At 62.2% G+C, this 25,546-nt stretch carries 17 protein-coding genes; 4 read left to right on the forward strand and 13 right to left on the reverse strand.

Translation table 11 applies throughout. The annotated features are described in order from the left end of the window. Positions 1–26: 26 nt before the first annotated feature. From JFN90_RS05610 to mltG, 4 genes are all read right to left on the reverse strand, one after another. Entirely contained in the window at positions 27–2,510 is a 2,484-nt protein-coding gene (locus JFN90_RS05610) for a methyl-accepting chemotaxis protein (RefSeq protein ID WP_199394119.1), read from the reverse strand. Between the two features lie 81 nt (positions 2,511–2,591). Continuing rightward, positions 2,592–3,725: an ABC transporter substrate-binding protein gene (locus tag JFN90_RS05615; RefSeq protein WP_199394120.1), complete on the reverse strand. Its 1,134-nt coding sequence runs from the start codon at positions 3,723–3,725 to the stop codon at positions 2,592–2,594. Between the two features lie 316 nt (positions 3,726–4,041). Then, positions 4,042–5,958, reverse strand: coding sequence for a response regulator (locus JFN90_RS05620; RefSeq protein ID WP_199394121.1), 1,917 nt, complete (start codon positions 5,956–5,958; stop codon positions 4,042–4,044). Further along, positions 5,959–7,005: an endolytic transglycosylase MltG gene (mltG, locus tag JFN90_RS05625; RefSeq protein ID WP_328755386.1), complete on the reverse strand. Its 1,047-nt coding sequence runs from the start codon at positions 7,003–7,005 to the stop codon at positions 5,959–5,961. Positions 7,006–7,234: 229 nt separating this feature from the next. Between mltG and JFN90_RS05630 the strand changes: the two genes are divergently transcribed. Together JFN90_RS05630 and scpB are read left to right on the forward strand one after the other, a co-directional pair. Then, a complete protein-coding gene (locus JFN90_RS05630; protein WP_199394122.1) occupies positions 7,235–10,636 on the forward strand; it encodes an alpha-amylase family glycosyl hydrolase in 3,402 nt (1,133 codons plus the stop codon). A gap of 89 nt (positions 10,637–10,725) precedes the next feature. Continuing rightward, positions 10,726–11,505, forward strand: a complete 780-nt coding sequence (gene scpB, locus JFN90_RS05635; RefSeq protein ID WP_199394123.1) for a methylmalonyl-CoA decarboxylase — start codon at positions 10,726–10,728, stop codon at positions 11,503–11,505. Between the two features lie 215 nt (positions 11,506–11,720). Here scpB and JFN90_RS05640 read toward each other — a convergent pair whose 3' ends face one another. The 9 genes from JFN90_RS05640 to JFN90_RS05680 form a co-directional block, all read right to left on the reverse strand. Next, the gene (locus tag JFN90_RS05640) at positions 11,721–11,831 is read right to left on the reverse strand and encodes an RCKP-type rubredoxin-like domain-containing protein (protein WP_129127189.1); all 111 of its coding nucleotides are present in this window, start codon (positions 11,829–11,831) and stop codon (positions 11,721–11,723) included. 9 nt (positions 11,832–11,840) lie between these two features. Further along, entirely contained in the window at positions 11,841–13,358 is a 1,518-nt protein-coding gene (locus tag JFN90_RS05645; protein ID WP_199394124.1) for a M16 family metallopeptidase, read from the reverse strand. A gap of 3 nt (positions 13,359–13,361) precedes the next feature. Beyond that, the gene (locus JFN90_RS05650) at positions 13,362–14,852 is read right to left on the reverse strand and encodes a M16 family metallopeptidase (protein ID WP_199394125.1); all 1,491 of its coding nucleotides are present in this window, start codon (positions 14,850–14,852) and stop codon (positions 13,362–13,364) included. Between the two features lie 196 nt (positions 14,853–15,048). Further along, complete coding sequence (gene lon / locus JFN90_RS05655) at positions 15,049–17,367, reverse strand: endopeptidase La (protein ID WP_199394126.1); 2,319 nt, start codon at positions 17,365–17,367, stop codon at positions 15,049–15,051. An 85-nt stretch (positions 17,368–17,452) separates the two neighbouring features. Beyond that, positions 17,453–19,396, reverse strand: coding sequence for a ribosomal protection-like ABC-F family protein (abc-f, locus tag JFN90_RS05660; protein ID WP_199394127.1), 1,944 nt, complete (start codon positions 19,394–19,396; stop codon positions 17,453–17,455). 125 nt (positions 19,397–19,521) lie between these two features. After that, positions 19,522–19,857: a YajD family HNH nuclease gene (locus tag JFN90_RS05665; protein ID WP_199394128.1), complete on the reverse strand. Its 336-nt coding sequence runs from the start codon at positions 19,855–19,857 to the stop codon at positions 19,522–19,524. Positions 19,858–20,039: 182 nt separating this feature from the next. Beyond that, the gene (locus tag JFN90_RS05670; RefSeq protein WP_199394129.1) at positions 20,040–20,615 is read right to left on the reverse strand and encodes an HDIG domain-containing metalloprotein; all 576 of its coding nucleotides are present in this window, start codon (positions 20,613–20,615) and stop codon (positions 20,040–20,042) included. 70 nt (positions 20,616–20,685) lie between these two features. Beyond that, positions 20,686–21,186 (reverse strand): MaoC family dehydratase, encoded by a 501-nt coding sequence (locus JFN90_RS05675; RefSeq protein WP_199394130.1) that lies wholly within the window; start codon positions 21,184–21,186, stop codon positions 20,686–20,688. Positions 21,187–21,237: 51 nt separating this feature from the next. After that, a complete protein-coding gene (locus JFN90_RS05680) occupies positions 21,238–22,182 on the reverse strand; it encodes a DMT family transporter (RefSeq protein WP_199394131.1) in 945 nt (314 codons plus the stop codon). Positions 22,183–22,413: 231 nt separating this feature from the next. On the opposite strand from JFN90_RS05680, the gene JFN90_RS05685 reads away from it, so the two are divergent. Continuing rightward, positions 22,414–24,789 carry a tetratricopeptide repeat protein gene (locus JFN90_RS05685; RefSeq protein ID WP_199394300.1) on the forward strand — a complete coding sequence of 792 codons (2,376 nt, stop codon included), beginning with the start codon at positions 22,414–22,416 and terminating at the stop codon, positions 24,787–24,789. Between the two features lies 1 nt (position 24,790). After that, positions 24,791–25,381 (forward strand): LysM peptidoglycan-binding domain-containing protein, encoded by a 591-nt coding sequence (locus JFN90_RS05690; protein ID WP_199394132.1) that lies wholly within the window; start codon positions 24,791–24,793, stop codon positions 25,379–25,381. The last annotated feature ends 165 nt before the right edge of the window (positions 25,382–25,546 follow it).

The following is a 25,546-nucleotide window of genomic DNA, read 5'->3' on the forward strand; positions in this document are numbered from 1 at the left end:
CACCCTGATGCGCCTCACGTCCCTTGCTATTCGGTCAGCTTGAACTGCCCCACCAGTTTTTGCTGCTCCTCCGCCAGCCGTGACAGCAGCAGCGCCGACGAGGCCGATTCCTGCGCGTTCTTTGCGGTATCCTGCACGACCTCGTTGATGCTCTGGATGTTGTTGCTGATCTCGACCGTGGTCGCTGTCTGCTCCTCGGCTGCCGTCGCGATCTGGTTCACCTGCAGGGTGACCGAACCTATCTGCTGCAGAATTTCCTCCAGTGCGGCCCCGGACTTGGCCGCCTCCACCGTCCCCGCCTCCACCCGGGTGACCCCCGATTGCATCACGCCGATGGCCCCCTTGGTCTGCTGCTGCACCGCCTTGATCATCTCTCCGATCTCCCGGGTGGCGCTCGCCGTTCTTTGCGCCAACGCACGCACCTCGTCGGCCACCACGGCGAAACCGCGCCCCTGCTCTCCCGCGCGCGCCGCCTCGATGGCGGCATTCAGGGCCAAAAGGTTAGTCTGATCGGCGATGTCGTTGATGGTGTTGACGATGGCGCCGATCTGCTCCGATTTCTGCCCCAAGTCGCCGATGGTCACTGCGGAGGCGCGCACCTGCTCGGCGATCTGATTCATGCCGACCACCGTTTCTTTGACCACGTCAGCCCCGGCGACGGCGGCGTCGTTGGCCTGCTTGGAGCCGGCCGCGGCCTGGGTGCAACTGACTGCAATGTCGTTCGAGGTGGCGGCCATCTCTTCACTGGCCGTCGCCACCGTGGCGGCCTGTTCGGCGACCCGCGCCGCGCCTGAGGCCATCTGCTCGGCGGCGCAGGAGAGTTCGGTCGAGGTCGAAGCGACCTGGGTCGTGTTGTGCGACACCCGCGAGATCACCTCGTGGAAGTGCACCACGATGTTGTTGATGCTGCTGCAGATGTCGCCGATCTCGTCGTTGGAGCCGGTCTTGATGCGCCTGGTCAGGTTGCCGTCCGCGATCTCGGCCGTCACCAGCTTGGCGTGGGAGAGAGGCTTAGTGATGGAGGCGATAATGCGCAGGCTGATCACCAGCGAAATCAACACCACCGCGACGGAAACCGCGATCATGACGTAGGAGAGCAGGGTGGCGTTGTCGACCGCGCTGCGCACGCCGGTCAGGATCTGCGCCTGGTTCTCGCCGATGCTCTTCACCTGCTCTTCGCTTCGCTGCGCCTGTTCGTGCGAGATGCCGCGCGCAGACTCGAGGGCCCTTTGCATGGCGGCGTTGCTCCTGATCACGCCCAGCTTGGTGGCCTCGATCTTCTGGATCGACGCCGAGGCGCGGCGCACGGTTTCCGAGACGTGTGAGATCTTCTGCGCGAGCTCCTTCTGCCCCGATTCGAGCAGCGCCGTTCTCGCCAGCGCGATGTTGGTCTCGATCCTCCTGCGGGTCTGGGCCAGGGTGCCGACCAGCCTGCCGACCTCGGCGTCGGTGGAACTGAGCATGATCTGGCGCACCCCGGAGTTTAGTTCTTTCACGTCGACGCTGATATTGCTCCCCGCGTCCATGACGCTGTTGGCGGCGTTTTGGAACCCGAGCGAGGACACCACCTTGTTGCGGTCCTTCACGATCTGCAGCTCCAGCGTGTCGATCGTGTTGAAGATCTTCCTGCTGTTCTCCTCCAGCGGCTTCAGGATGTCGCGCGCCTTGTTGGCGTACTGCTCGGCGTCCGCTTTCTCCGGGTTGTTGAGCATCTCCAGCTTCAGGGCCACCAGCCCCCCCTCCTCGGCGCCGATCTGGTTCAGGATGTCAGCGGCCACCCCCTTGACCTCCTTGATGGCCGGGTTGTCCCCCTGGTCCACCTCGATGTTGCGGGTCAGCTCCACCGTGTTCTTCAGGCGCTCCCGCAGCGGGGCCACCTTGAACTTGTTCTTGACCAGCTCCAGGTCGCTCAGGATGATGTTGATGTCCTTGAGCCGGCTTTGCAGGGTGAGAAGCTTCTTGATGGAGCTGTTCACCTGCAGGTTGGCGGCCTGCGAGGAGTTGATGTTGGAGAGTGCGCTGCTCCCCATCTGGCTGATCTGCTTGCCCAGCCCGGCCACACTTGCCTCCGCCTTTTGCAGCTCCGAGTTGACCGTGGCGATCTCGTTTTTAAAGAGCGTCATGTCCCTGAGCCTTTGCGAGGCGACCTGGACCACGGTCTTCTCTATGTCGCGCAGGACCGCGGTGTCCACGCCGCTGGAGTCCGCCCCTCCCTTGACGATCTGGTCGTTCAGTTCCTCCATTCTCTTGATGCGGGTGGTGATCGACTTGGAGAGCTGCGCCACCTCCGTCGGTTCCGTGCTCATCTCCAGCCGCATGAAATCGGCGGAAACCTTTTCCACCGTCTGCTGCAGCTCCAGCATCTTCAGGTGCAGCGGTGTCGATTTGCCGGTCAGGATTTCGATGCTCGACTTGACCTTGGCGATGGAAAAGAGTCCGATCCCGGCCAGGACGGAAATGCCGACGATGGTCAGCGCGATGTTCCCCAGAAGCTTGCTTTTGACGGTCATTGCCACCCCCGAAGTACCAATAAAACCGGTGCCGCGCAGCTCAACGGCACCGGTTACCCGCTCTTCTCGGCCCCCCTGCCTCTACTTGAGGGAAACGAGCTTGTCGCCCTTGACCACCTGCAGGTAGACGTTGTCCTGCCCCTGATGGTTGTCCTGCGAGAAGGTCAGCTTGATCCCCCCCATGTCGGCTCCCTTCATGCTCTCGTAGGCCTGGATGAAGGCGGCCTGGGTGGGCGGGTTGCCCGCCTTCTCGAGAGCCATGACCATCGACTTGGCCGCTATGCACCCCTCCATGCTCACCGAGTTGAAGCCGACGTCCTCGGGGTTCTTGTCGATGGCTTCCTTGCACTCGCGGGTGATGGGAAGCGACAGGTCGTCCAGTTCCGGCACCACCTGGCTCATGATGACCCCCTCCGAGGCGCCCGGCCCCACCGCCTTGACCAGGTTCATGCCGCCGGCAAAGGAGCCGGAGGCGAGGTAGGCGGTCACCCCTTCCTTGCGTGCCAGTTTGATGAACTCGGCTCCCGGCTTGTACACCGCGCCGACGATGATGGCGTCGGGCTTTCCGGTCATGATGCTGGCGAGGCCCGTGGTTACCGCCACCGTGTTTCTCTCGAAGGAGCCCTTGGAGACAAGGCTCAGTCCATGGCGCTTGACCGCGGTCTCGGTCGAAGTGAGGATGTCGGTGCCCAGACCGTCGTTCTGGTAGAAGACGGCGAAGCGCTTGGCCCCCTGCTTGACCAGTTGGTCGACGATGCGGTCCACTTCCTGCTGGTAGCTCGCCCTGATGTGGAACACCTCCCGGACCACCGGCGTGCGCAGTTCGCTAGCGCCGGTCCTGGGGTTTATGTACGGCAGCTTGTATTCCTTGACAACGGGGAGGCTGGCAACGCAGTTGGAGGTTCCCACCGACCCCACCACGGCGAAGACCTTCTGCTCGTCGGCGAGCTTCAGCAGGCAGTCGATGGTCTTGTCGGTCACCATCTGGTCGTCCAGGGCCACCAGCTCCACCTTTCTGCCGTTGACGCCCCCCTTGGCGTTGACCGCCTTGAAATACGCCTCCACCCCCACCTTCATGCCCCTTCCGGAACCCTTGTTGGCGCCGGTCTGGTCGTTCACCATGCCGATCTTGATCACGTCGCCCACCGGCCCGGCGGCATGTGTCGTCGGAGCGAGCATCATCAGCACCACGGTCAGGAACATCATCCTTTTCATGACATCCTCCTCTTCTCGGGTAGGGCCTGCAGGGGGGCGCAAGCGGGGCGGCGGGCGGGAGAAATTCTCCAGCCGCTGTGCTGCCTTAGGCGCATGCTTCCCCTTGTCGGGGCCGTATTGAAAAAACTTTAAAATAATATCTGCTAATGATTGCTTGGCAAGCCGATCTCTTAGCCGGGGTAGGGCATTCTCCCGATGCAGTCATGCCAAGGAAGGGGCACACACGGTGCCGGGTGGGAAACACATGAAGGGAAAAAAGAAAGGGCCTCATGTGATGAGGCCCGGATGGGTTTGGGAGCGGGGGCGGTAGCGGCGATCAGCCGAAGATGCGTTTAAAGAGTCCCTTCTTCTCGGCTTCGCGGCGCTCCTTGATCAGGCGCATGCCGCCTTGGGCGTGCGGTTGGTGCGCGTTCAGCTTCAGGGCCTTCAGGAATTCACCCTCGGCTAGCCCCTCCCTCCCCTCGTCCAGGAGCATCCAGCCGCGGAAGGCGAAGGCGTCGGCGTTGCGCTCGGCCTGCAGGCTCTTGGAGAGAAGCATGCGGCACTTTTCCAGGGCGCCCTGGGAGCGCTGGTTGCCGGGGTTCTTGTAGATGGACCAGGCGAGGTAGGCGCTGGTCTGGGCATCGTCGGGATCGAGGGTGTAGGCGTCCTGCAGGGCGCGCTCGGCGTTGCCGAAGTCCTCCATCTCCAGGAACACCTTGCCGGACTGGAACTGGATGCGCGCCTGCAGTTCGTCCTCGCGCTTGCCCCCAAGGCCCACGGTGTCGGCGTTCAGCATCTCGTCGTAGCGCTCCTTGGCGATAACGCTGGAGAGGGTGTTGTAGGCGTTGGCGTAGTGGGAAAGGACGTCCTGTGCCCGTCCCAGGGTATCCCCGGAGAGTTGCATGAACTTTTCCGGCGAATACTCGCGGGTCTTGGCGAAGTAGGCTTCCTTCAAGGTGGCGAAGCTGAAGGTGCCGGGCGTCATGCCGAAGATCTCGTAGTAGTTCTTGTTCTGGATCGCGGCGTAGTCCCGCTGCACCTCCTGCTCGAAGTCGATTTCGCTGGCGGAAAGCGGCGCCGCCATCCCTTTCTTGCCCACCACCAAGTCGATCGATTCCGACACCTCGTCGACTAGGTCCTCGAAATTGACCGCCTCGGCCCGCCGCTCGGCGACTTCCTCGATGGGACGGTTGAAAAGGAGCTTCTGCGGGAAATCGGGCTGCTGGTCCGTAGCCGGCGTCGGCGATAGGGACAGCATGCCTAGGCGTGTCAGCAGGTCGAGCAGGGCGGCTCCCCGGGCCGGTGTGGCGCAGTCGGCCAGGATCTCCTGCACCGTCTTGCCCTGGCCCAGCTGCTGCAGCAGGTCGACCTCTTCCGGCCCCATGTTGAGCAGGTTCACCAGGCGGAAATAGGTCGTGGTGCGTACCGGGCAGAGGGCGGCGCACCTGGCGAGGTACGGGGCTAGGTCGAAGGTCGCGGCGCCGGCGGCCTGGTGCAGCAGGCGCGGCACGGAGAGGGGGGTGAGCGGGAGCTCCAGGTCGGCAAGGTCGGGGGTGAACCGGGGCGACTGGTTTTGCAGCAGCGCCTCCACCAAGGAGCGGAACAGGAACAGGCGGGACTGCTCCAGCAAGTCATCGTAGCGGATGAGGCCGGCCTCTACGAGCGGCAGGCGCCCCGGGCGGGCCGGTGGGAACTCTTCCAGGTCGCCGCGCTGCAGGTGGTGGGTGGATACCAGGAAGGGAACGAAGCCGGGCGCCGAGAAACCGGCGGGCTCCCCTCCGACCACGAAAATCCTGGTCCCGCCGCGCAACTCGATGGTGCCGTTCGCGCCGCTGCGGTAGAGATCGAGCAGCAGTCGGGAGATTTCCTTGCCCGCGGGATTCTGCTCCAGGGCGTCCTGCACGGCTTTGAGGAAATCGTCCTTGCCGAAAGGCTTCTCCAGGTAGGCCTTGACCCCCAGCTTCGCCGCGGCGCGTGCGTAGGCTTCGCCCCGGAACGCCCCGGTCATGATCACCACCGGGAGCTCCTTCAGGGCTGCGCTGCGGCGCACCCGCTGCAAAAGTTCCACGCCGTTTAACCCCGGCAGCTTCAGATCCAGCACCAGTAGGTCGAAACGCTGCTCCTGCAGCAGGGCGAGAGCGGCGTCCCCGCTGGCGGCATCCTTCACCTTGTGCCCGCGCCCTTCCAGTACGGTGCGCAGCATCGCGGAGAGCTTCTCGTTGTCCTCCACCAGCAAAATGCTGCCCGTCATCTAGCTTCCCCCTTGCGAGGCCGCGGCAGGCGCCTTCAGGTACTTCTGCACCGCCTGGTTGTGAGACGAGAGGTCCTTCGAAAACTGGTGACTGCCGTCACCGCGCCCCACGAAGTAGAGGTAGGGGACGGCGGCCGGGTTGAGCACCGCCTCGATGGCGTCCTTGCCGGGGTTGCCGATCGGCCCCGGCGGCAGGGCCGGGATCAGGTAGGTGTTGTACGGGGTGGGCTTCAGGATGTCTTCCCTTCTCACCTTGCCGGCGAAGGCCCGCACCCCGTACAGCGCGGTGGGGTCGCTTTGCAGCCGCATGCCGAGCTTCAGGCGGTTTTGGAACACGGCGGCGATGAGCGGCTTCTCCCCGGGGAGCACCGCCTCCTTCTCCACCATCGAGGCGAGGGTGAGGAGCGTCGGCACCCGGAGCCCCTTGGCCTTGGCGCGGCCGTCCACCGACTGCTTCAGGAAGGCCTGCTGCCGTTGCACCATTTCGCGCACGACATCCACCTCCGTCTTGCCCGGCAGGATGTTGTAGCTCCCGGGGAAGAGGTACCCTTCCGCGCTGGCGGCATCGATGCCGAATTCCTTGAGCAGCGCGGTATCACGACAGGCGGCCAGGAAGTTTTCCTTGGTGAAGATGCCGCGTTTCTCCAGCATCTCCGCTATCTGGTAGCTGGAGTACCCTTCCGGCAGCGCGAACATGCGCTGGTAGATGTCGCCGTTGATCATCTTGGCGAGGATCTGGCTCGGACGCATGCCGTCGTCGAACTGGTAGAACCCCGCCTTGAGCCGGGCATCGCCCCCCTTGATGCGGGCGTAGAGAGTGAAGAGACGGGCGCTGGAGACGATGTGGCGCGCCTCGAGGTCGGCAGCCAAGGCTTTCAGCGGCCGCCCCTTACCTAGTTCGACGATCTCCACGCGCTTGCCGTCGCCGGAGGGAAGCAGCAGGAACCGGGAAAAACGGGTGATGGGTACCAGGATGACTATCAGCAGCAGCGCGACGCAGAGTTTGCGCTGCCGCAGGAGCGTATCTTTGAGGTTGGAAGCTACGATGGCACTATCCTATGCAAAACGGTGCTTTTGCTAACTCAGCAATAGGTTTAGGTTAAATCGGCAACTGTGTCAAGGCCAAATGCCAGAGCCGTCCCGGGAATGAATTATGGTTGATGTAATTTAATAATAATTTTTTTAAAGACAGTGGGGCAATTCCAATGTATCATATCTGACCGTGCCGCTCGGCCCGAAGCGGTCCACCACTACAGTAGGGCAGACGAGGTGCTTGATGAAGCAGAGGTTTATTAACTCAGACTACTTCCCGTTTCAGATCCAGATTTCCGCCGCTTGCGGCGAGCGCATCGCTTTGCGGGACATCCTCGAGGACCTGGGTGACGTCCCCGGCATCATCTACGCCCGCCGGGTAGCGGGCAAGCTGAACAAGGAGCTTGCGCCGCACGAGACCGCCATCATGCCGGGTCTGTTGCACCTTTATTCCATCCTGAGCCGGGTCTACCGCTACGTGATGGGACAGTACTGCGCCAAGCAGCAGCCTGGCGTACTGACCGCGCTCATGGCCCAGGCCGGGTATGACGGTTTCGGCGGCGAGGCGGGAACGACCCTGCAGCGCTTCATGGAACTGTTCCCTTCGCAGCAGATGGTGTTGGGCGGCGACACGCCTCAGGGTCTCCTGGCCGGCGACGACGAGGATCTGACCCGGCGCCAGGCCCTCTCGGCCGAGCTGTTGCTCATGCTGCTGAACGGCGAAAACCGGGCCCTGGACCAATTCCGCCGCCTGTTCGACGCCTCGCCGCTGGCCGATTCCTCCCCTTACCTCAAGGTGACCTCGGAACTGGACCGGCGCCTGGCCCAGGCTCCCCCGTTCGAGCCCATGGGCGTTTCCCTCCCCGAACTCCTGCGGGCGCCGATGAAGGCCTCCCCCGACTCGCTGGCGGGACAGATCGCCTACATCAGGGAACATTGGGCCGCCATCCTTCCCCCGGAATTGCTCACCGAACTGGTCACCGCGATGGACATCGTCTCCCAGGAGGGACGCGCCTTCTTCGGCGGCCCCGGTGAACCGAAGGTGCTCCGCTTCGGCCGCAGCGCCAGCGGCGGCGACGAGTACCCCGAGTACGAACGCTTCTCCCAGGATGCGGACTGGATGGCCAACGTGGTGATGATCGCCAAGATGGTCTACGTCTGGCTCGGGCAGCTCGCCCAGACCTACCAGACCGAGGTGCGCACCCTGGACCAGATCCCCGACGCGGAACTGGACCGCCTGGCGAGCTACGGCTTCAGCGCACTCTGGCTGATCGGCATCTGGGAGCGTTCACCCTCCTCACAGCAGATCAAGCGCATCGCCGGCAACCAGGAGGCGATTTCCTCGGCCTACTCACTCTACGACTACGTGATCGCCCACGACCTCGGGGGGGACTGGGCGCTGGACAACCTGCGCCAGCGCTGCGCCGCCCGCGGCATCCGCTTGGCCAGCGATATGGTTCCCAACCACACCGGCCTGTACTCCAAGTGGACCGTGGAACACCCGGACTGGTTCATCCAGCTCGATTACCCGCCGTACCCGGACTACCAGTTCAACGGCCCCGACCTCTCCCCCGACGGGCGTGTCGGCCTCTTCATCGAGGACGGCTACTGGGACAAGCGCGACGCGGCGGTGGTATTCAAGCATCTCGACCGCGGTAACGGCCGCGTGCGCTACATCTATCACGGCAATGACGGCACCTCCACCCCCTGGAACGACACCGCCCAATTGAACTACCTGATCCCCGCGGTGCGCGAGGCGGTAATCGGCACCATCCTCCACGTGGCGCGCCAGTTCCCCATCATCCGCTTCGACGCGGCCATGACCTTGGCCAAGAAGCATTACCAGCGCCTGTGGTACCCGCTGCCGGGTCACGGCACGGGCGTCCCCTCGCGCGCAGAGCACGGCATGGACCGCGCCAGCTTTGACGAGGTATTCCCGGCCGAATTCTGGCGCGAGGTGGTGGACCGGGTGGCGGTGGAGGCGCCGGACACGCTGCTGCTGGCCGAGGCCTTCTGGCTCATGGAAGGGTACTTCGTCCGGACCCTGGGCATGCACCGCGTCTACAACTCCGCTTTCATGAACATGCTGAAGATGGAAGAAAACGCCAAGTACCGGCAGACCGTGAAGAACGTGCTCGAGTTCGAGCCGGAGATCCTGAAGCGCTTCGTGAACTTCATGAACAACCCGGACGAGCGCACCGCCGTGGAACAGTTCGGCAAGGAAGGGAAATACTTCGGCGCCACCGTGCTCCTGGTCACCATGCCCGGCCTCCCTATGTTCGGGCACGGGCAGGTCGAGGGGTTCCACGAGAAGTACGGTATGGAGTACCGGCGCGCTTATTGGGACGAGCCGGTGGACCAGCAGCTGGTGGGCCGCCACGAAAGCGACATCTTCCCGCTCATGCGCCGGCGCCACATCTTCTCAGGAAGCGAGCAGTTCACCCTGTACGACTTCTATTCCGGTCACAGCGTCAACGAGAACGTCTTCGCCTATTCCAACCGTAACGACGGCGAGCGGGGCCTGATCCTGTTCCACAACGCCTTCGCCTCAACGGCAGGCTGGATCCGCACCTCCTGTGCCGTCTTGAGGAAGAACGCCTCCGGCGGGACCTCCCTGGCGCAGACCACCTTGGGGGATGCACTGAGCTTCAAGCGGGACGGCCGCCATTACTACAGTTTCCGCGATTACGCCTCCGGCCTTTGCTACCTGAGAAATGGCCGTGATCTGTGCGACCAGGGGCTCTACGTCGAGATGGGTGCCTACGAGTACCACGCCTTCCTCGACTTCACCGAGATCTACGACGACGACTTCGGCACCTGGGGGGCGCTCTGCTACCGGCTGAACGGGACCGGGGTAGAGAACCTGGACGAGGAGGTCAAGAAGGTGCGCTACGGCGCCCTGCACGAGTCGTTCAGGCTGTTCCTGACCAAGGCCGCCGTGGTGCTGCAGGAGCCGGGTGTTGCCCCGCAGACCCGGATCGCTCCGCTGGAGCCGCTGCTCGCATCCTTCTACAAGACCCTGGCGCCTGATGCGACGGAAAAGGCCCAGCGCGCGCTGCTTGGCGTGTTCGGCACCGAGTTCCTGCAGGCCCAACAAACGGTCCAGGAAGGGGACCTTCTGCCTGCCGAGTGGCTCTTGTTGTGTGCCTTCCTGGCGCTGCACCGGGCAGCGAGCCTCAGGAAAACCGAGAGCATATCGTTGTTCGAGGAGTTCGGCCTGGTGCACCCGCTGGTGCAGGTACTGCAGACCCTTCCCCCGGCGGACCCGGAGCAGGTGGTCGATCTCCCTCCGCGCGCTTTCGGGAAGCTGCTCGGACTCCTGCTGCGGCACGAGGACTACCTCGCCAATTGCCGCGCCATCGGGGTGACCCGCTGCTCGGCCGCTCTCTTCTCGGATCCGGCGGCGGCCCGCTTCCTGTTCCTGCACGAAAGCGGCGGCGCACAGTGGTTCAACAAGGAGCGCTTTGAGCTGCTGGTGGACTGGCTGGCGCAGGTGGAACCGTACGCGGCAGTCTCCGCCGAAGCCAAGGCCGGCAAGGGACAGGAACTGGCGGCCAAGGCCGTGGCCAACCTGATGAAGGAGAGTGCTGCTGCGGCCGGTTACCGGCTCGATCAGCTAATGAACGTTTTGCAGACCGGCTTCTGATTTTTCCGAGTTACCTGTTAGAATCAGAGCTGGCGCTTGATCTTCCGGAGCGCCCTTATCTATCGCATCATGAAAGAGAGGGGAGAGCAATGGCGGTCATCAACACGGCACTGCAGGACAACGTAGGTACCATCACCTTCAACGACCCCGAGCACCGCAACATGCTGAGCGGCACGCTCATCGACGAGATGCTGCAGTCGATCGGCGCCCTGCAGAAGGGGAGGATGAGGGTGTTGGTGATCAGGGCCCCAAAGGGGTCCAAGGTCTGGTCGGCCGGGCACGACGTGCACGAGCTGCCGCTGCCAGGGCGTGATCCGCTTTCCTACCACGACCCGCTGGTGACCGTGCTGCGCTCCATCCAGAGCCTTCCCATCCCGGTCATCGCCATGATCGAGGGGAGCGTCTGGGGGGGCGCCTGCGACCTCGCCCTTTCCTGCGACATCCTGATCGGCTGTCCCAGTTCCTCGTTCTGCATGACCCCGGCGAAGATCGGCGTCCCCTACAACGTCTCGGGGATCCTGCACTTCATGAACATCATGGGGGTGAATTTCGCCAAGGAGATGTTCTTCACCGCGGAGCCTCTTTCGGCCGAGCAGGCAAGCAAGGCCGGGCTTTTAAACCACTTGATCGAGGCGGATGAGCTGGAAGAGTTCACCTACAACATGGCCCACAAGATCACCAAGAACAGTCCGCTTTCCATCGGGGTGATCAAGGAGCAGATCCGGTTGTTGGCGAGCGCCCATCCCCTCTCGCCGCTCACCTTCGAGCGGGTGCAGGGGCTCAGGCGCACCGTCTACGACAGCAAGGACTACGCGGAAGGGATCAAGGCCTTCCTCGAAAAGCGCCCTCCGGTGTTTACGGGCGACTAACCCGCCGTTCCCCCCTCTCCCTTTGGGAGAGGGGCGGGGTGAGGGCGTTGCACCAAGCAGAATTCCCCTGTGGCACTGGCCCTCCCCCGGCCTTCGGTCACCCTCTCCCGGAGGGCGAGGGTAGAACCTAGACAACAAAAAAGCCCGACCGGTACACCCGGTCGGGCTTTTCATTGGTGATCCTGTAGGGGCGAATAATCATTCGCCCGCCTCTCTTATTCTTCCGCCTTCTCGAAGTTTCCCTTCTCCTGGCACTGCGGGCACTTCTGCGGCTTGCAGCGTCCTTCCTTGGTGAATCCACAGCTCTTGCATTTCCACGTTGCCATAACGTCCTCCTATTTGTTGTTGTTCAGCTTTATTTCCTGCACCTTTCCGAACACGGAAAGCGGCTGGTCGAACTTCTTCTCGTCCCCGACCACGACCAGTTTCATCGCGTCCGGACGCAGGTATTGCTTGGCCACGCGCAGCACGTCGGCGCGGGTGACGCGGGCAATGTTGTCGCGGTAGTTTTCCAGGTATCCCTTGGGATATCCGTAGAACTCCAGGCGCGCCTGCTGCGCCACCACGGCGCTGCTCTTCTCGAAGGCGAAGATGAAGGAGTTGATGATGGAGTCCTTGGCGAGCTGCAGCTCCGCCTCGGAGACCTCGGCCTGGGTCATGCCCGTGATGATCGACTCCAGCAGCTTGATGGTGCGCGCGGTGGATTCCACCTTGGTCTCGGTCTCGGCTATGAACGGCCCCTTGAAGCGGCGCCCCGGGTCGAAGTAGGCGTCCACGTTGTAGGCGAGCCCCTGATTGGAGCGGATTTCCTGGGTGAGCCGCGAGGTGAAGCCGCCGCCGAGGATGTAATCCATCACCTTGATGGCGTAGAGGTCCGGGTTGTTCTTGTCGATGCCGATGTGCCCCATGCGGATCACCGACTGGTTCACCTCTTTTTGCACGTGCAGCACCGCCGGGGTCATCTCCTCGTTCGGTTTGGGCACTACCGGGAAGGGGGCGTTCTGGTTGGGCCAGTCGCCGAAGAGCGCCTCCAACTTCTTGAGCAGCTCGGCCCGGTCAAAGTCGCCGGAGACCGCCAGGATCATATTGGCTGGATAGAAGTAGCGTTTGTGGAAGGCGATCAGGTCGTCGCGGGTGATAGCGTTCACGGTGGCGACGGTCGGGATACGCCCGAGGGGATGACCGGCATAGATGGCACGCGTGAGTTCACGCCCGGCCACCCCTTTCGGATCGTCGTTCTGGCGCCGGATCCCTTCGATGGCGTGGCTCTTCGCCAGCTCGATACGGGCCGGATCGAAAGCAGGCTCCCTGACCACCTCGGCAAAGAGCGCGAGGGTGCGGTCCAGGTTCTTGGACAGCGTCGAGAAGGAGACGTTGGCGTTATCGGCGTTCATGCCCGACTCGATGGATGAGGCCATGAATTCCAGCTCCCGGTCCAGTTGCTCCGGTGCGGTTTTCAAGGTGCCCCCGCTTCTCAGTGTGGCGCCGGTCAGGGCCGCGAGCCCCACCTTGGCATCCGGCTCATAGAGGCTGCCGACGTTAAGGTAGCTGGTCAGGCTCACTAGCGGCAGTTCGCGGTCCTGAAGGAGATAAACCACCATGCCGTTTTTCAGCTGTACCCGCTCCGTCTTGGGGAACTGGAACTTGAGCTGCGGGAAAGTCATGGTGCGCGGGTTGGCGGGCGAGGCTGCTTGCACTGCCTGCACTCCCGAGATCGCGTCGAGCTTGGCTTCTGCTATGGCGCTGGACCTGAAGGCGTTGGCCTCAGGGATGCCGACAGCGAGCAGGAAAGCTACGGCGGTCAGGCGGGCCAGGTTGATCTTGCTGAACAAGCTTTTGCTGATTGAAATCATTACTTACTGTCCCCCTTCAGCCTTGGTGAGGTAGCCGACGTTGCGGTTCTGGCGCGTGAAGTACTGCTTGGCCACGCGCATCACATCCTCGGGCGTGATCTTCGCCACCTTCTGACGGTGTTCGATCAGGTAACGCCAGGTCCCTGCGATCGCCTCGTACTCGGTGAGGTTGCGGGCCAGGCCGCCGTTGGAGGCCATCTGCCGGGACTCCTCAAATTCGAGCTGGTTCAGGATCTGCTGCAGCTCCTCGCGCGTCATCGGCTCGGTCTTCAGGCGCTCAAGCTCCTTGTAGATCGCCTGCTCCACTTCGGCCGCCGTGTGCGGCGCGCGTGGCGTCGCGTTGATGATGAAGAGGTTGGGATAGCGGCTCCCCGGCGCCCCGAAGGAAGAGACTGAGGTGACCAGCTTCTGCTCCAGGACGAGCTTCTTGTAGAGCCGCGAGGTGCGGCCGCTGGTGAGCAGCATGTCGATCACGTCGAACACGTAGTCGTCGGGGGCGGGAAGGGTCGGCTTGTGGTAGCCGATCATCAGCTCGGGCTCGGCGTCGCCGATCACCTCGGTCCGCTTCTCGCCGGCCTGCTCGGGCTCGGTGACCGCCACCGGCGGCACCGGGGTCCCCGGTTTGATGTTGCCGAAGTACCGCTCCACCAGCGCGACGGTCTTCTGCGGATCGATGTCCCCGACGATGGCCACGATGGCATTGTTGGGGGCGTAGTACTTGTGCAGGAAGTTTTCCGCCTTAGTCCGGGTCAGGTTTTCGATGTCTGACATCCAGCCGATGGTGGGCTGGCCGTTGGGGTGCGCGTTGAAAGCGTCGGCGAGAAAGGTTTCCCAGAGTTTTCCTTCCGGCTCCGCGTCGTAGGAGCGGCGCCGCTCCTCCATGACCACGTTGCGCTCAGTGTAGAACTCACGGAGCACCGCGTTCTGCATCCGGTCCGACTCGATCGCCGCCCAGAGCTCCAGCTTGTTGGCCGGGATGTTGATCAGGTAGGTGGTGCCATCCTTGCTGGTGAAGGCGTTGTAGCCGGAGCCGCCGTTACGCGAGTAGATGTCGGCGAACTCCTCCTTGACCACGTACTTTTCCGCCTCCTTCTCCAGGGCGGTCAGTTCGGCGGAAAGTTTCTCGACCACCTTAGGGTCGGCCTGCTCACGCTTGATCTTCTCGTCCATGAGCTTTTGAGCGGTCGCTTCGATCTTGTCCAGGATCGGCTTTTCCGCGGCGTAATCCCTGGTACCCAGGGTCTTGGTTCCTTTGAAGAGCATGTGTTCCAGGAGGTGGGCGAGGCCCCGCTCGTCGCTTCTCTCGTCGACGCTTCCTACCTTGAAGCGGATCCAGGCTGCCACGGTGGGGGAGTTGTGCCGCTCCACCATCAAAAGCTTCATCCCATTTTTCAGGGTGTGCTCTTGCACCCGTTCGGCCAGCCCCTGGGCGAAGCAGGTGGCGGCGTTGACAAGGATGGCAAGGGCGACGACGCATCTTGCTACTGACTTCATGACTACCTCGGCTCAGTGATTTTAATGTGAAGCGAGAAAAAAGATAACATTTGTCCTGTTGAAGCGCAAGGGGCTTGCAGACAAGAAATCCCGCGGGAGGTGCTCCCGCGGGATTGGGTGCGGCGAAAGGGTGACCTGACGGCTGTCTACTGAGGAGGGGACTGGCTCCGCCAGGTACCTGTCCCCTTAGGGCAGCCTACTTGAGGGCCTGGGCGAATACCTCGCGGATGTCTTCCACGAAGAAGAACTGCAATTCCTCTTTCACGTTTTCCGGAATGTCGTCAAGGTCCTTTTTGTTCTTGGCCGGTGCCAGCACTTTCTTGACCCCGGCGCGGCGGGCGGCGAGCACCTTTTCCTTAAGACCGCCGATCGCCAGCACTCGCCCGGTTAGGCTCATCTCGCCGGTCATGGCGACATCCCGGCGTGCGGGGCGGCCGGAGAAGAGCGACACGATGGTGGTGGCCATGGTGATCCCGGCGGAGGGGCCGTCCTTGGGGATGCTTCCCGCGGGAACGTGGATGTGCAGCGTGGTGTCGTCGAAGGCCTTTTTCTCGATGCCGAGTTCCGTGCAGTTCGCCTTCACGAAGGAGAGAGCGGCGCGGGCGGATTCCTTCATCACCTCGCCCAACGAACCGGTCAGGATCAGGTCTTCCTTCCCCTTCATCTTGGTGGCTTCCACAAAGATGATGTCGCCGCCGCTCTCGGTCCAGGCCAGCCCCGTGGCTACACCGACCCGGTCCTTCTCGGAGGCGACCTCGTCGAAGAACCTCGGGGGGCCGAGCAGTTCGGCAACGGTCTCGGGGTCGACCAAGGTGCGTAACGGTTTCTCCTGGGCCACTTCCTTAGCGATCTTGCGGCACACGGAGGCGATGCTGCGCTGCAGGTTCCTGACGCCGGCCTCGCGGGTGTAGTCGTGGGTGATCCGGTAGATGGCCTCGTCGGTGAATTCCGGCACCATTTTGGCCAGCCCGTTTTCCTCGACCTCCCGGGCGATCAGGTACTTCTTGGCGATGTTCAGCTTCTCCTCGTCGGTGTAGCCGGAGAGGGTGATCACCTCCATGCGGTCCTTCAAGGGCGCCGGGATCGGGTCGAGCTGGTTCGCCGTGGTGATGAACATCACCTTGGTCAGGTCGAAGGGGACGTCGAGGTAGTGGTCGGTGAACGAGAAGTTCTGCTCCGGGTCGAGTACCTCCAAGAGGGCACTGGCCGGGTCGCCGCGGAAGTCGGCGCCGATCTTGTCCACCTCGTCCAGCATGAAGACCGGGTTGTTGGAGCCGGCGCGGTTGATCTCCTGGATGATACGGCCGGGGAGGGCGCCGATGTAGGTGCGTCGATGCCCGCGGATCTCCGCCTCGTCGCGCATGCCGCCCAGCGAGATGCGGATGAACTTGCGCCCCAGAGTGCGGGCGATGGACTTGCCCAGGCTGGTCTTGCCGACGCCCGGAGGCCCCACGAAGCAGAGGATCGGTCCTTTCATATTGTCTTTCAGGGTCCGCACCGCCAGGTACTCGAGAATACGCTCCTTCACCTTCTTCAGGTCGTAGTGGTCCTCGTTCAGTACCGTCTCTGCCTGGTTGATGTCCTTGTTGTCGGGGGTACTGGTCTGCCACGGGATGGTGGTCAGGTAGTCGAGGTAGGTGCGGGAAACCGTGTATTCGGGGGAGGCCGGGTTGATCCGCTCCAGCCGCCTCATCTCCTTCTCGGCGATCTTGCGGACGTCCTCGGGCATCTTGGCGCTCTCGATCTTGCTCCTGAGCTCGTTGGTCTCGCCCTGGCGCGAATCCTCCTCGCCCAATTCCTCCTGGATCTGCTTCATCTGCTCGCGCAGCAGGAATTCCTTCTGGCTCTTGCCGACCTTCTTGGTGACCTCGGCCTGCACCTCGCCCTTGATCTGCAGCCGCTGCACCTCGTTGGTCAGGTGCATGTAGACCTTCTTGAGCCGCTCGAGCGGGTCGATGGTCTCCAGGAGCTTTTGCAGTTCGTCGATGGGGAGGTTCAGGTAGAGCGCCACCAGGTCGGAGAGGCGCGCGGGGTTGTCGATGAAGTCGATCATCTTCATGACGTCGTCGGGAAGGGGGCGGCCGTAGGAGAGGGCGATTTTCAGGAGGGCGTTCAGGCTGCCGACCAGCGCTTCAGAGACCATCGACTTCTCGGCGAACTCGCGCACCGGTTCGAGGCGCGACAGCGCCACCGGGGTCTGCTGCACGATGGCCAGTACCCGGACCCGGATCACCCCTTCGAGAACGACCTTGGCGCCGCCGCCGGCAAGCTTATTGATCTGCACCACCTTGCACAGCGTCCCTATCTCGTGCAGCGCCGAGTGCAACTCCCCGGCCGGTTCCTGTTTCAACTTCACCAGGGCCACCAGGTTATTGAAGAGCACTGCCTCCTCGAAGGGGGGCATATCCTCCTGTTTCAGGAAGATGGTGAAGACCATGTAGGGGAAGGCAATGATCTCCCGCAGGGGATACAGCGGGACGATCTCCGGCATGTTGATGGTAATGTTCTCTGTCATGACAGTATTTCCAGATACTTGGTTGAGGGCGCGAATTTAAAAAGATTACTGGAGAAGCGCCCCCTGTCAACCTGGAACTGCCTGTTTAGATGGCCTCCCACGCTTCGTACAAGGAGGAGATTTCAGAACTGAGCTGGGCGTGACGCTCGCCGGCGACGCGGGCCGCCTCGTGGTTGGAAAAGAACTCGGGCGCCGCCATTTCCTCTTCCAGCTTGGCGAGTTCCTTTTCCTTCACCCCGATCTGTTGTTCGATCTCAGCCAGCTTGCGCTCGCGGGCCCGCTCCTCTTTCTGGCGCTGCTTGTCCAACTCGCGCTGCTGCTGGCGGGACAGCTGCTGGTCTGGCTGCTCCTCCGCCGGCGTGGCGGCTTTCTCCTCCCCCTTCGCGGGGGTGAGCCGCCCGAGTCCGTCCTGTCCGGGCGCCGCGGCCGCTCCGGAGGTTTTCTCTAGATAGTATTCGTAGTCACCGTAGAAACTCTCCAGCTTGCCGCCGCCGACCTCGACCACCCTGGTAGCCAGCCCGTCGATGAAATGCCGGTCGTGCGAGACGAAGACCACGGTGCCGCCGAAATTCTTGAGCGCCTCGAGGAGCACATCCTTACTGAACAGGTCGAGGTGGTTGGTCGGCTCGTCCATAAGGAGCAGGTTGGTGGGGCGCAGCAAAAGCTTGGCCAGCGCCAGGCGGTTGCGCTCGCCGCCGGAGAGGACGCCGACCTTCTTGTGGATGTCGTCGCCGGAGAAGAGGAAGGCCCCCAGGATGTCGCGCAACTGCGGCACCATGTCGAACGGCGCGTCGGCCAGCAGTTCGTCGTACGCCGAACGGGACGCGTTCAGTTCCTGGGCCTGATCTTGGGCGAAGTAGTCCTTGATGACGTTGTGGCCGTCCTTCACCGTGCCGGATGTGACGTCGGCGTTGGCCAGGACGCGCATCAGAGTCGATTTGCCCGCGCCGTTGTGTCCGACCAGGGCGATCCTCTCGCCGCTCTCCACAGTCAGGTCGACCTGATCCAACACCACGTTACTGCCGTAGGCCTTGACCACCCCGCTAAGTTCCATCACCGTCTTGCCGCTTTTGGGGGCGGCGGGGAAGCGGAAATGGATCTTCTTGCGCTCCGGGGGGAGCACGATGCGTTCGATCTTATCCAACTGTTTGATGCGCGACTGCACCATGGCCGCCTTGTCCGCCTTGTACCGGAAGCGGGAGATGAAATCCTCCATCTTCTCCACTTCTTCGTCCTGGCGCCGCTTGGCCTCGCGCAGGGCGGAGACCCGCTCCTCGCGCTGCACCAGGTAGTTGCTGTAGTTGCAGTGGTAGTCGGTGATGGCGTGGTTCCAGACCTCGGCGATGCGGGAGCAGACCTGATCCAGGAAGAAGCGGTCGTGGGAAACGAGCATGACCGAGTAGGGGTACCCCTGCAGGTAGCTTTCCAGCCAGTTGCGCGCCTCGATGTCCAGATGGTTGGTCGGTTCGTCCAAAAGGAGCACGTTCGGTTTTTTCAGGAGCAGCTTGGCGAGGGCGATGCGCATCTGCCAGCCGCCGGAAAACTCTCCGCATTCCTTCTCCCAGTCGGCGGGGGAGAAGCCGAGGCCGGTGAGGACGTTGCCCACCTCGCTCTCCATGGCGTAGCCCCCCTTGAGGCGGAATTCCTCCTGGAGGTGGCCGAAGCGGTCCAGGAGCTGGTCGTGCCCCGGAGCATCGTGCGGTTCGTGCTCCAGTCGGGCCGTCAGCTCCGCGATCTCCCGCTCGATATCCTGCAGTTCGGACAGCGCCGTCATCACCTCGGCGAAGAGCGGCTGGCCTTTGGCGATAATGCCGTCCTGGGGCAGATAGCCGACCGTGCCGCCGCGGGTGATCTGGATCTCGCCGCTGCTGCTTTCGACCTCACCGGCGATGATGCGCATGAGCGTCGATTTGCCGGCGCCGTTTTCGCCGACGAGACCGACGCGCTCGCCCTTTTTCAGGTGCCAGCTGATCTCGGTGAAAAGCGGTTTACCCGCGAAGTCTTTGGAGAGTTTCTTCAGGTGCAGCATGAGTATTCCTTCCTTCTAAAACCGTTAGCGACGGAGAAAATCTGAGGACATCTGAGAAAGACAAAACGAGAGTCTTTGGGTTACTCCGAATTTCTCAGATTTTCTCCGCGGCCAATGGTTCGGTTTTACTTTTTGTCCTTCCCCTGCAGGTAGTCTGCGAGGATGGTGCGGCTGTGCTCGTCGTCGTGACAATAGACACAGAGGTTTTCCCAGTTGCTGCCATCAGACGGGTTGTAATTGTGGTTGCCGTCCTTGTGGTGCACGGTCAAAAGGTGCAGGTTGGCAAGCTCGAACTCGCGCCCGCACTTGGCGCAGATCCAGCCATGCAGCTTGAGCGACTTCTCCCGGTAGTTCTCGGGGCGCTGCTGCTCGCCCCGCATCTTGCGCACCAGCTCGTCGATCTCCTCGGCGCTCTTGGGCGGGACGTTTTTCGGCCCGCGGGGGCGAAACGATGGGGACATGGTCGATCCTCCTCTTCCCCCCTCCAGGCGCAACGGACCTGTAGGGGCGAATAATTATTTGTCCAGCGCTCTGGCCCCGATCTCCGTCCGGGCGAGAACACAGGTGGTGCGGCAAAGGGGGGCGAATGATTATTCGCCCCTACAGGGGTAAGACCTGAGGGCGTAAAGTTGCCGCTCGATTGCTACAGGTTCCCCTTGAGCCCGATGGCCTCCGCCTCGGTCTTCATCCCTTCGATGGTGTCGGCGATGAGATCGTTCAACTCCACTCCCATCATGGCGGCGCCCTTCTCGATCACCGAACGGTCGGCGCCGGCGGCAAAGGCCTTGTCCTTCCACTTCTTGGTGACGCTCTTCACGGGAAGGTCGAGGATGCTCTTGGAGGGACGCACCAGCGCGGAGGCGGCCACGAGCCCGGTCAACTCGTCGATGGTGAAGAGTGTCTTCTCCAGGTTGCTAAGCGGCTCGACGTCGCTGCAGATCCCCCAGCCGTGGGAAACCACCGCGCGAATATACTCCTCCGGCCACCCGGCATTCTTCAGGATCTCCGGCGCCTTGTGACAGTGCTCTTGGGGGTGACGCTCGTAGTCGATGTCGTGCGCCAGCCCGATCAGGCCCCACATCTCCTCGTCCTCGCCGTACTTCTTCGCCATATGGCGCATCACCGCCTCCACCGCGAGCGAATGTCTTCTCATCTGGTCGCTGGGCAGGTATTCCTCGACAAGTTTCCAGGTCGCTTCCCTGGTCGGTTTAGTACTCATAACAGCGTGCCTCCCTGTTGATTGGTCCAGCCTTGGGATCGTAGTCAAATTGGCCAACGATGTCAATTAGCTAAGCCTTAGGCTCCAAACGGGCGATCTTCGGCTCGTGCCCCTTCTTGTACACCATCAGCGTTCGTTTGAAGCTGATCACGATGTCGCCATTCTGGGTGAAGCCGGTGGTCTTGACCGTGACGATGCCGAGGTTCGGCCGCGACTTCGACTCTCTCTTTGCGAGCACCTCCGACTGGGAATACAACGTGTCCCCTTCGAAGAGCGGGTTGGGGAGGGTGACCTCGTCCCAACCGAGGTTGGCGAAGACGTTCTGGGAAATGTCGGTGACGCTCTGGCCGGTAACGATGGCAAGGGTGAGGGTGGAGTCCACCAGCGGCTTCCCGAATTCCGTCTGCGCCGAGTAGTGCTGGTCGAAATGGATCGGCGCCGTGTTCTGGGTCAGCAGGGTGAACCAGATGTTGTCGGTCTTGGTAACGGTGCGCCCCAGCGGGTGCGGATAGACGTCACCTACTTCAAAATCCTCGAAGAACCTGCCGCGCCAGCCTTCCTTGATCGCCATCTCGACCTCCCGGTTTTTCTGTAGTAGGAGCGGCCTGCGCCGCAGTTCATCTCAATCGGCTATTGTCTGTGACCTCACGTAGAGGACCAGTCCGACCAGCGAAAGTGTTATCCCGACCATCCCGGCCTTGCCCGGCCAGGCTCCCCCCAGGAAGACGATCTCGCCGAGCAGCGAGAAGACCACCTCGGTGGATTGGGTGGCGTCGACGGCGGAAAGCTCGAAAGGGGTCTTAGCCAGGTGGCGCGCCTTGTAAAAAAGTGTAGTGGCTATGACGCCGGAGAAGATGGCGACCACCGCCGTATTGAGCAACTGCCCTGGCGATGGCGCGGGAGGCTGCAGGCAGAGCGTCAGCACGATCCAGAACGGGATCGATCCGAGCACCATGAGCAGCACCCGGGCGACGCTGTCGTCGAGGACGGCCGTGCTGCTCTCCGGGATCGTGGCGATCTTGCCGTGGCGCGCCTCCCAGATCAACTGGTTTCCGAGCGGATAGGCAAAGGCCGCCACCAGTACGGGCACCACGCCGAGGAAGGTTTCCCGCATCGATGCCGCGGCCGACGCCTGTTCGCAGGTGACCAGGACGATGCCGATGAAGATGAGGGCGGTGAACAGGATTCCGCGCATCGGCACCCGCTTGCCGAACAGCAGCAGCACCAGCGGCGTCGCGAGGATGGTGGACTGCCAAGTCGTCGCCACCACCCAACCGGGGGCGAAGGATGAGCTGAAGGTAAGCAGCGAGTAGAAGGCGCCGAATCCTATGCTGCCGGCCATGGTCCAGAAACACCAGTTGCTCCGGTAAGCGGAAAGCACCGCTTTGAGCAGGCGGGTCTTGCCGGCCAGCACCAGCCACAGGCTCAGCATGAAAAACATGTAGAAGTAGCGCAGGCTGGCGGTCCAGATCCAGTGGCCGCCCTGCAGGCTCATGGCGCGGTTGAGGACGAAGGTGCTGCTAAAGAAGAGGGCTGAACAAATGCCGATGAGGATAAGGCGTGTCATTAATTCCCGAGGTTCACAAGTTGTCCCTGCTGTTACTTAGGCTAGATCTCTGTAGCTGAAATCGTCGGGCAGGTAAAGTGAAAACCATTGGCATCATCGTTTCATCCCGTCCTTTTCTTCTCATCCCGAGCCCAGGTTCGGGTCCCTGTGGTAAACGGTCCAAACTAGCGCAAACACAGGTAGACAGGGATTCCGACGGGGGGCATTCTGCGTTGACAATAGTTGTCTATGATGATACTTTCCGACACGTTCAACGCTTTATACCTTATGCCCGGAAAGGTTCAACACGTGCATCTTTATAAGATTTTCCGTGCCTCATTCTCGAAAATTCCAGTCGTCCTGCTGCTCATTGCGCTTCTTTTGCCGGCGCCCGCCTTTTCTCTCGATTCTGATGACTCACAGATCTTCATCACCGGGTTCAATGCCTACCAGAAAAGAGATTATAAGACCGCGATCGACAACATGTCGGGGCTGCTCAAGAAGTATCCGGACACGCCGCTCAAGGACATGGCGATCTTCTGGCTGGCAAGGGCTCACTACAAGGTCGGCAATAACACAGAAGCCGGCAAATACATGGCCCAGTTCCTCCACGACTACCCTGAGAGCCCGCTCAAAGCGACTGTCGAGGATGAACTGCTGCAACTCGCTGATAAATATCAGAAAGGGCAGCCTATCGCTGCGGCACCGAAAACCGCTGCGCAACCGGCTATAGACAAGGCCGCTGCCGAGAAAGCTGCCGCCGCTCAAAAAACTGCCGAGAGAGCTGCTGCCGCTGAAAAGGCTGCTGCGGAGAAGGCTGCTGCGGAGAAGGCTGCTGCGGAGAAGGCTGCTGCGGAGAAGGCTGCTGCCGAGAAAGCCGTTGCTGCCGAGAAAGCCGTTGCTGCCGAGAAAGCCGTTGCTGCCGAGAAAGCCGTTGCTGCCGAGAAAGCTGCGCAAAAAGCAGAGGTAAAGAAGTCGGCCAAGGCCAAAAAGCCGGCTGCCCAGAAGGGAAAATCGGCCGCTTTACGTAAGAAGGCCGTCGCAGCTTACAAGGATGTCATCGATCGTTACCCCGGCACTCCGGCCGCCTCCAACGCATCGGCGAAACTGCTCCAGATGGGCGTCCAGTACCCTGCCATGAAGGGGACGGACGCGCCTGGCGCGGCGGGGGAAGTCACCCAGGTCTTCGAGATCGAGGTGGCCCAGTTTGCCGATGTCGATGTCGAGCTGGGACCTGCCGCTGAGACCCTGGAGGCAGGCAAGCCGTTTGCGATCCCCATGGTGATCGTCAACAGGGGGAACGGTAGCGACAGCTTCAACCTCGAATCCGGGTTCCCGCCGGAGTACGGCTTCCACTTCGCCGCCGCGTCCGCTCCGGATGCCACCATCAATAAAACTCCCAGCCTCGGCGTCGGCGAGAAGTTCCGATTGCTCGGTGTCGGCACCATTCCGCGCGCCAACATTGACGGCCAGAAGAACAGCTACCCGGTGAAGATCACCTCCGCTTTCGCCAGGGAGGCTTCCCAGACCAGGGAAATCGCACTGGTGACCTCGGCGCCACTCTTAAGGGGCGTGGTGAAGACGGATAAGGCCAAGCTGCTGCCGGGCGAGAAGGTTTCTTACCGGATCTCCCTGCTCAACATAGGCAGCGCGCCGGCCCGCGGCGTCACCTTCCGACTCAATTACCCGTCGCAGTATGAACCGGTTGCATTGCCCGCGGGATTCAAACAGGAAGAAAAGGGTGCCCTGGTCATGGAGGGCATGAGGCTCAAGTCCGGCGAGAGCCAGGACGTCAACCTCACCTTCCGGCTCAAGGACGAGGCGCTTGCAGACCAGGAGCTGTTCGTCAGGGCGGATCTTCTCAACGGCGAACTGGACAAGAAGGAATCCTTCGTTTCCGCCACCACCGTCGTACAGAGGGTGAGCGGGGTCACTGCCCGTACCAGCGCCGGCAAACTGGTCGTCATCCCGGGGCAGACCGTGTCGGTCCCGCTCATCGTCACCAACACCGGCAACGTCAGGGAAGTATTCTCCATCAAGGCGACCGTTCCCACCAATGCCACCTACAACTTCTACGAGGACGTAAACCGCGACGGCAAACGGCAGAGCACCGAGCCGATCATCAACCACGTCGGGCCGCTCTCTCCCAAGGAAGAAGCTTACGTCGTCTTCGAGATCGAGACCCCGGCCAGCGCGGCTGACGGCGCTGCTACTTCCGCTTCGGTCCGCTTTGATTCCGAGAACGCGCCTGATCGCTCCGCCGCCGTCCAGTTGCAACTGGCCTACTCCCGGCCGGTGCTGGAATTGGGGCTGGCGTCCCGCGGGGGCAAGCTGAAGCCGGGCGAGGTCTCCTCGCTGGAGCTCAACTGCGTGAACCGCGGCTCCAACCTCGCGAAACAGGTCACCCTGCAGAGCGTCCTCCCGGCGCAGCTCGAACTGGTGGCGGCAGATCCCGCCTTCAGCAGGTACGACAACGGGGTGTACGTTTGGCGCTTCGACGAGCTCGGCGCTGGCGAAAAGCGCAACATCAAGGTGACCTATCGCGTGAAGCCGGGCATCGCCGTCGGCACCAGCGTCCAAATGAAGAACTCGCTCTCCTACCAGGATCTGCTCGGGAACAGGTACTGAGATGACAAAGCGCCGCATCGTCACCCTTGGCATGCTCTTTCTGCTTGCCTGCGGCACCGCCGGCCATGCGGAAGAGATGCTGCTCTACACCCCCAAGGAAGCGACGGGCGCCGAGGCGCCGGCGTCGCCCAAGGAGGGCGTCCTGGTGCGCACGGTGACGGTGAAGGCAGGCGATACACTTGCCAAGCTGTCCCGGAAGCACATCGGCGTCTCTGACTACTATCCCCAGGTGCTCGTCTTCAACAGGATCAAGAACCCGGACCTGATTCATCCCGGTGACAAGCTGCTGGTCCCGGTCCCTCCGGGGCAGGCGGCGAGGGCGGTAAAGGCCGCGAAGGCGGTGCAGCCAAAGTCGCGGGCCTCCGTCCACCGGCCGGCGGCCCCGAAAAAAGCCGCCTCGCTGCGGATGTCGCCCGTCAAGCCGGGGGAACAGGACCTGTTCCAGAGTGGCCAGCGGGCCTATCTCGATCATGACTACCGCGAGGCCCTGGCCCGCTTCAACGTCTTTTTACGGAAATATCCTCGTTCCGGTTTCGCCGCGGATGCCTCCCTGTACCGCGCCGACTGCTTCCTGCACCTGTCCGGGGAATAATCAGCCACCTCTTCAGACCGCTTCCCAGCCCCATACCAGACACCGCAATCTACCGCGGGGCACCTGTTGCAGACGCACCACGCTCGACTACAGACCCTGCCGCTAGAACTGCGACTGGGGGGCGGCACGGTGGATACTTGTGTAATGATATGTATTTATGTGGTT

Origin of the sequence: Geomonas propionica (assembly GCF_016458235.1) — a bacterium.
GTDB classification, from domain to species: Bacteria; Desulfobacterota; Desulfuromonadia; order Geobacterales; family Geobacteraceae; genus Geomonas; species Geomonas propionica.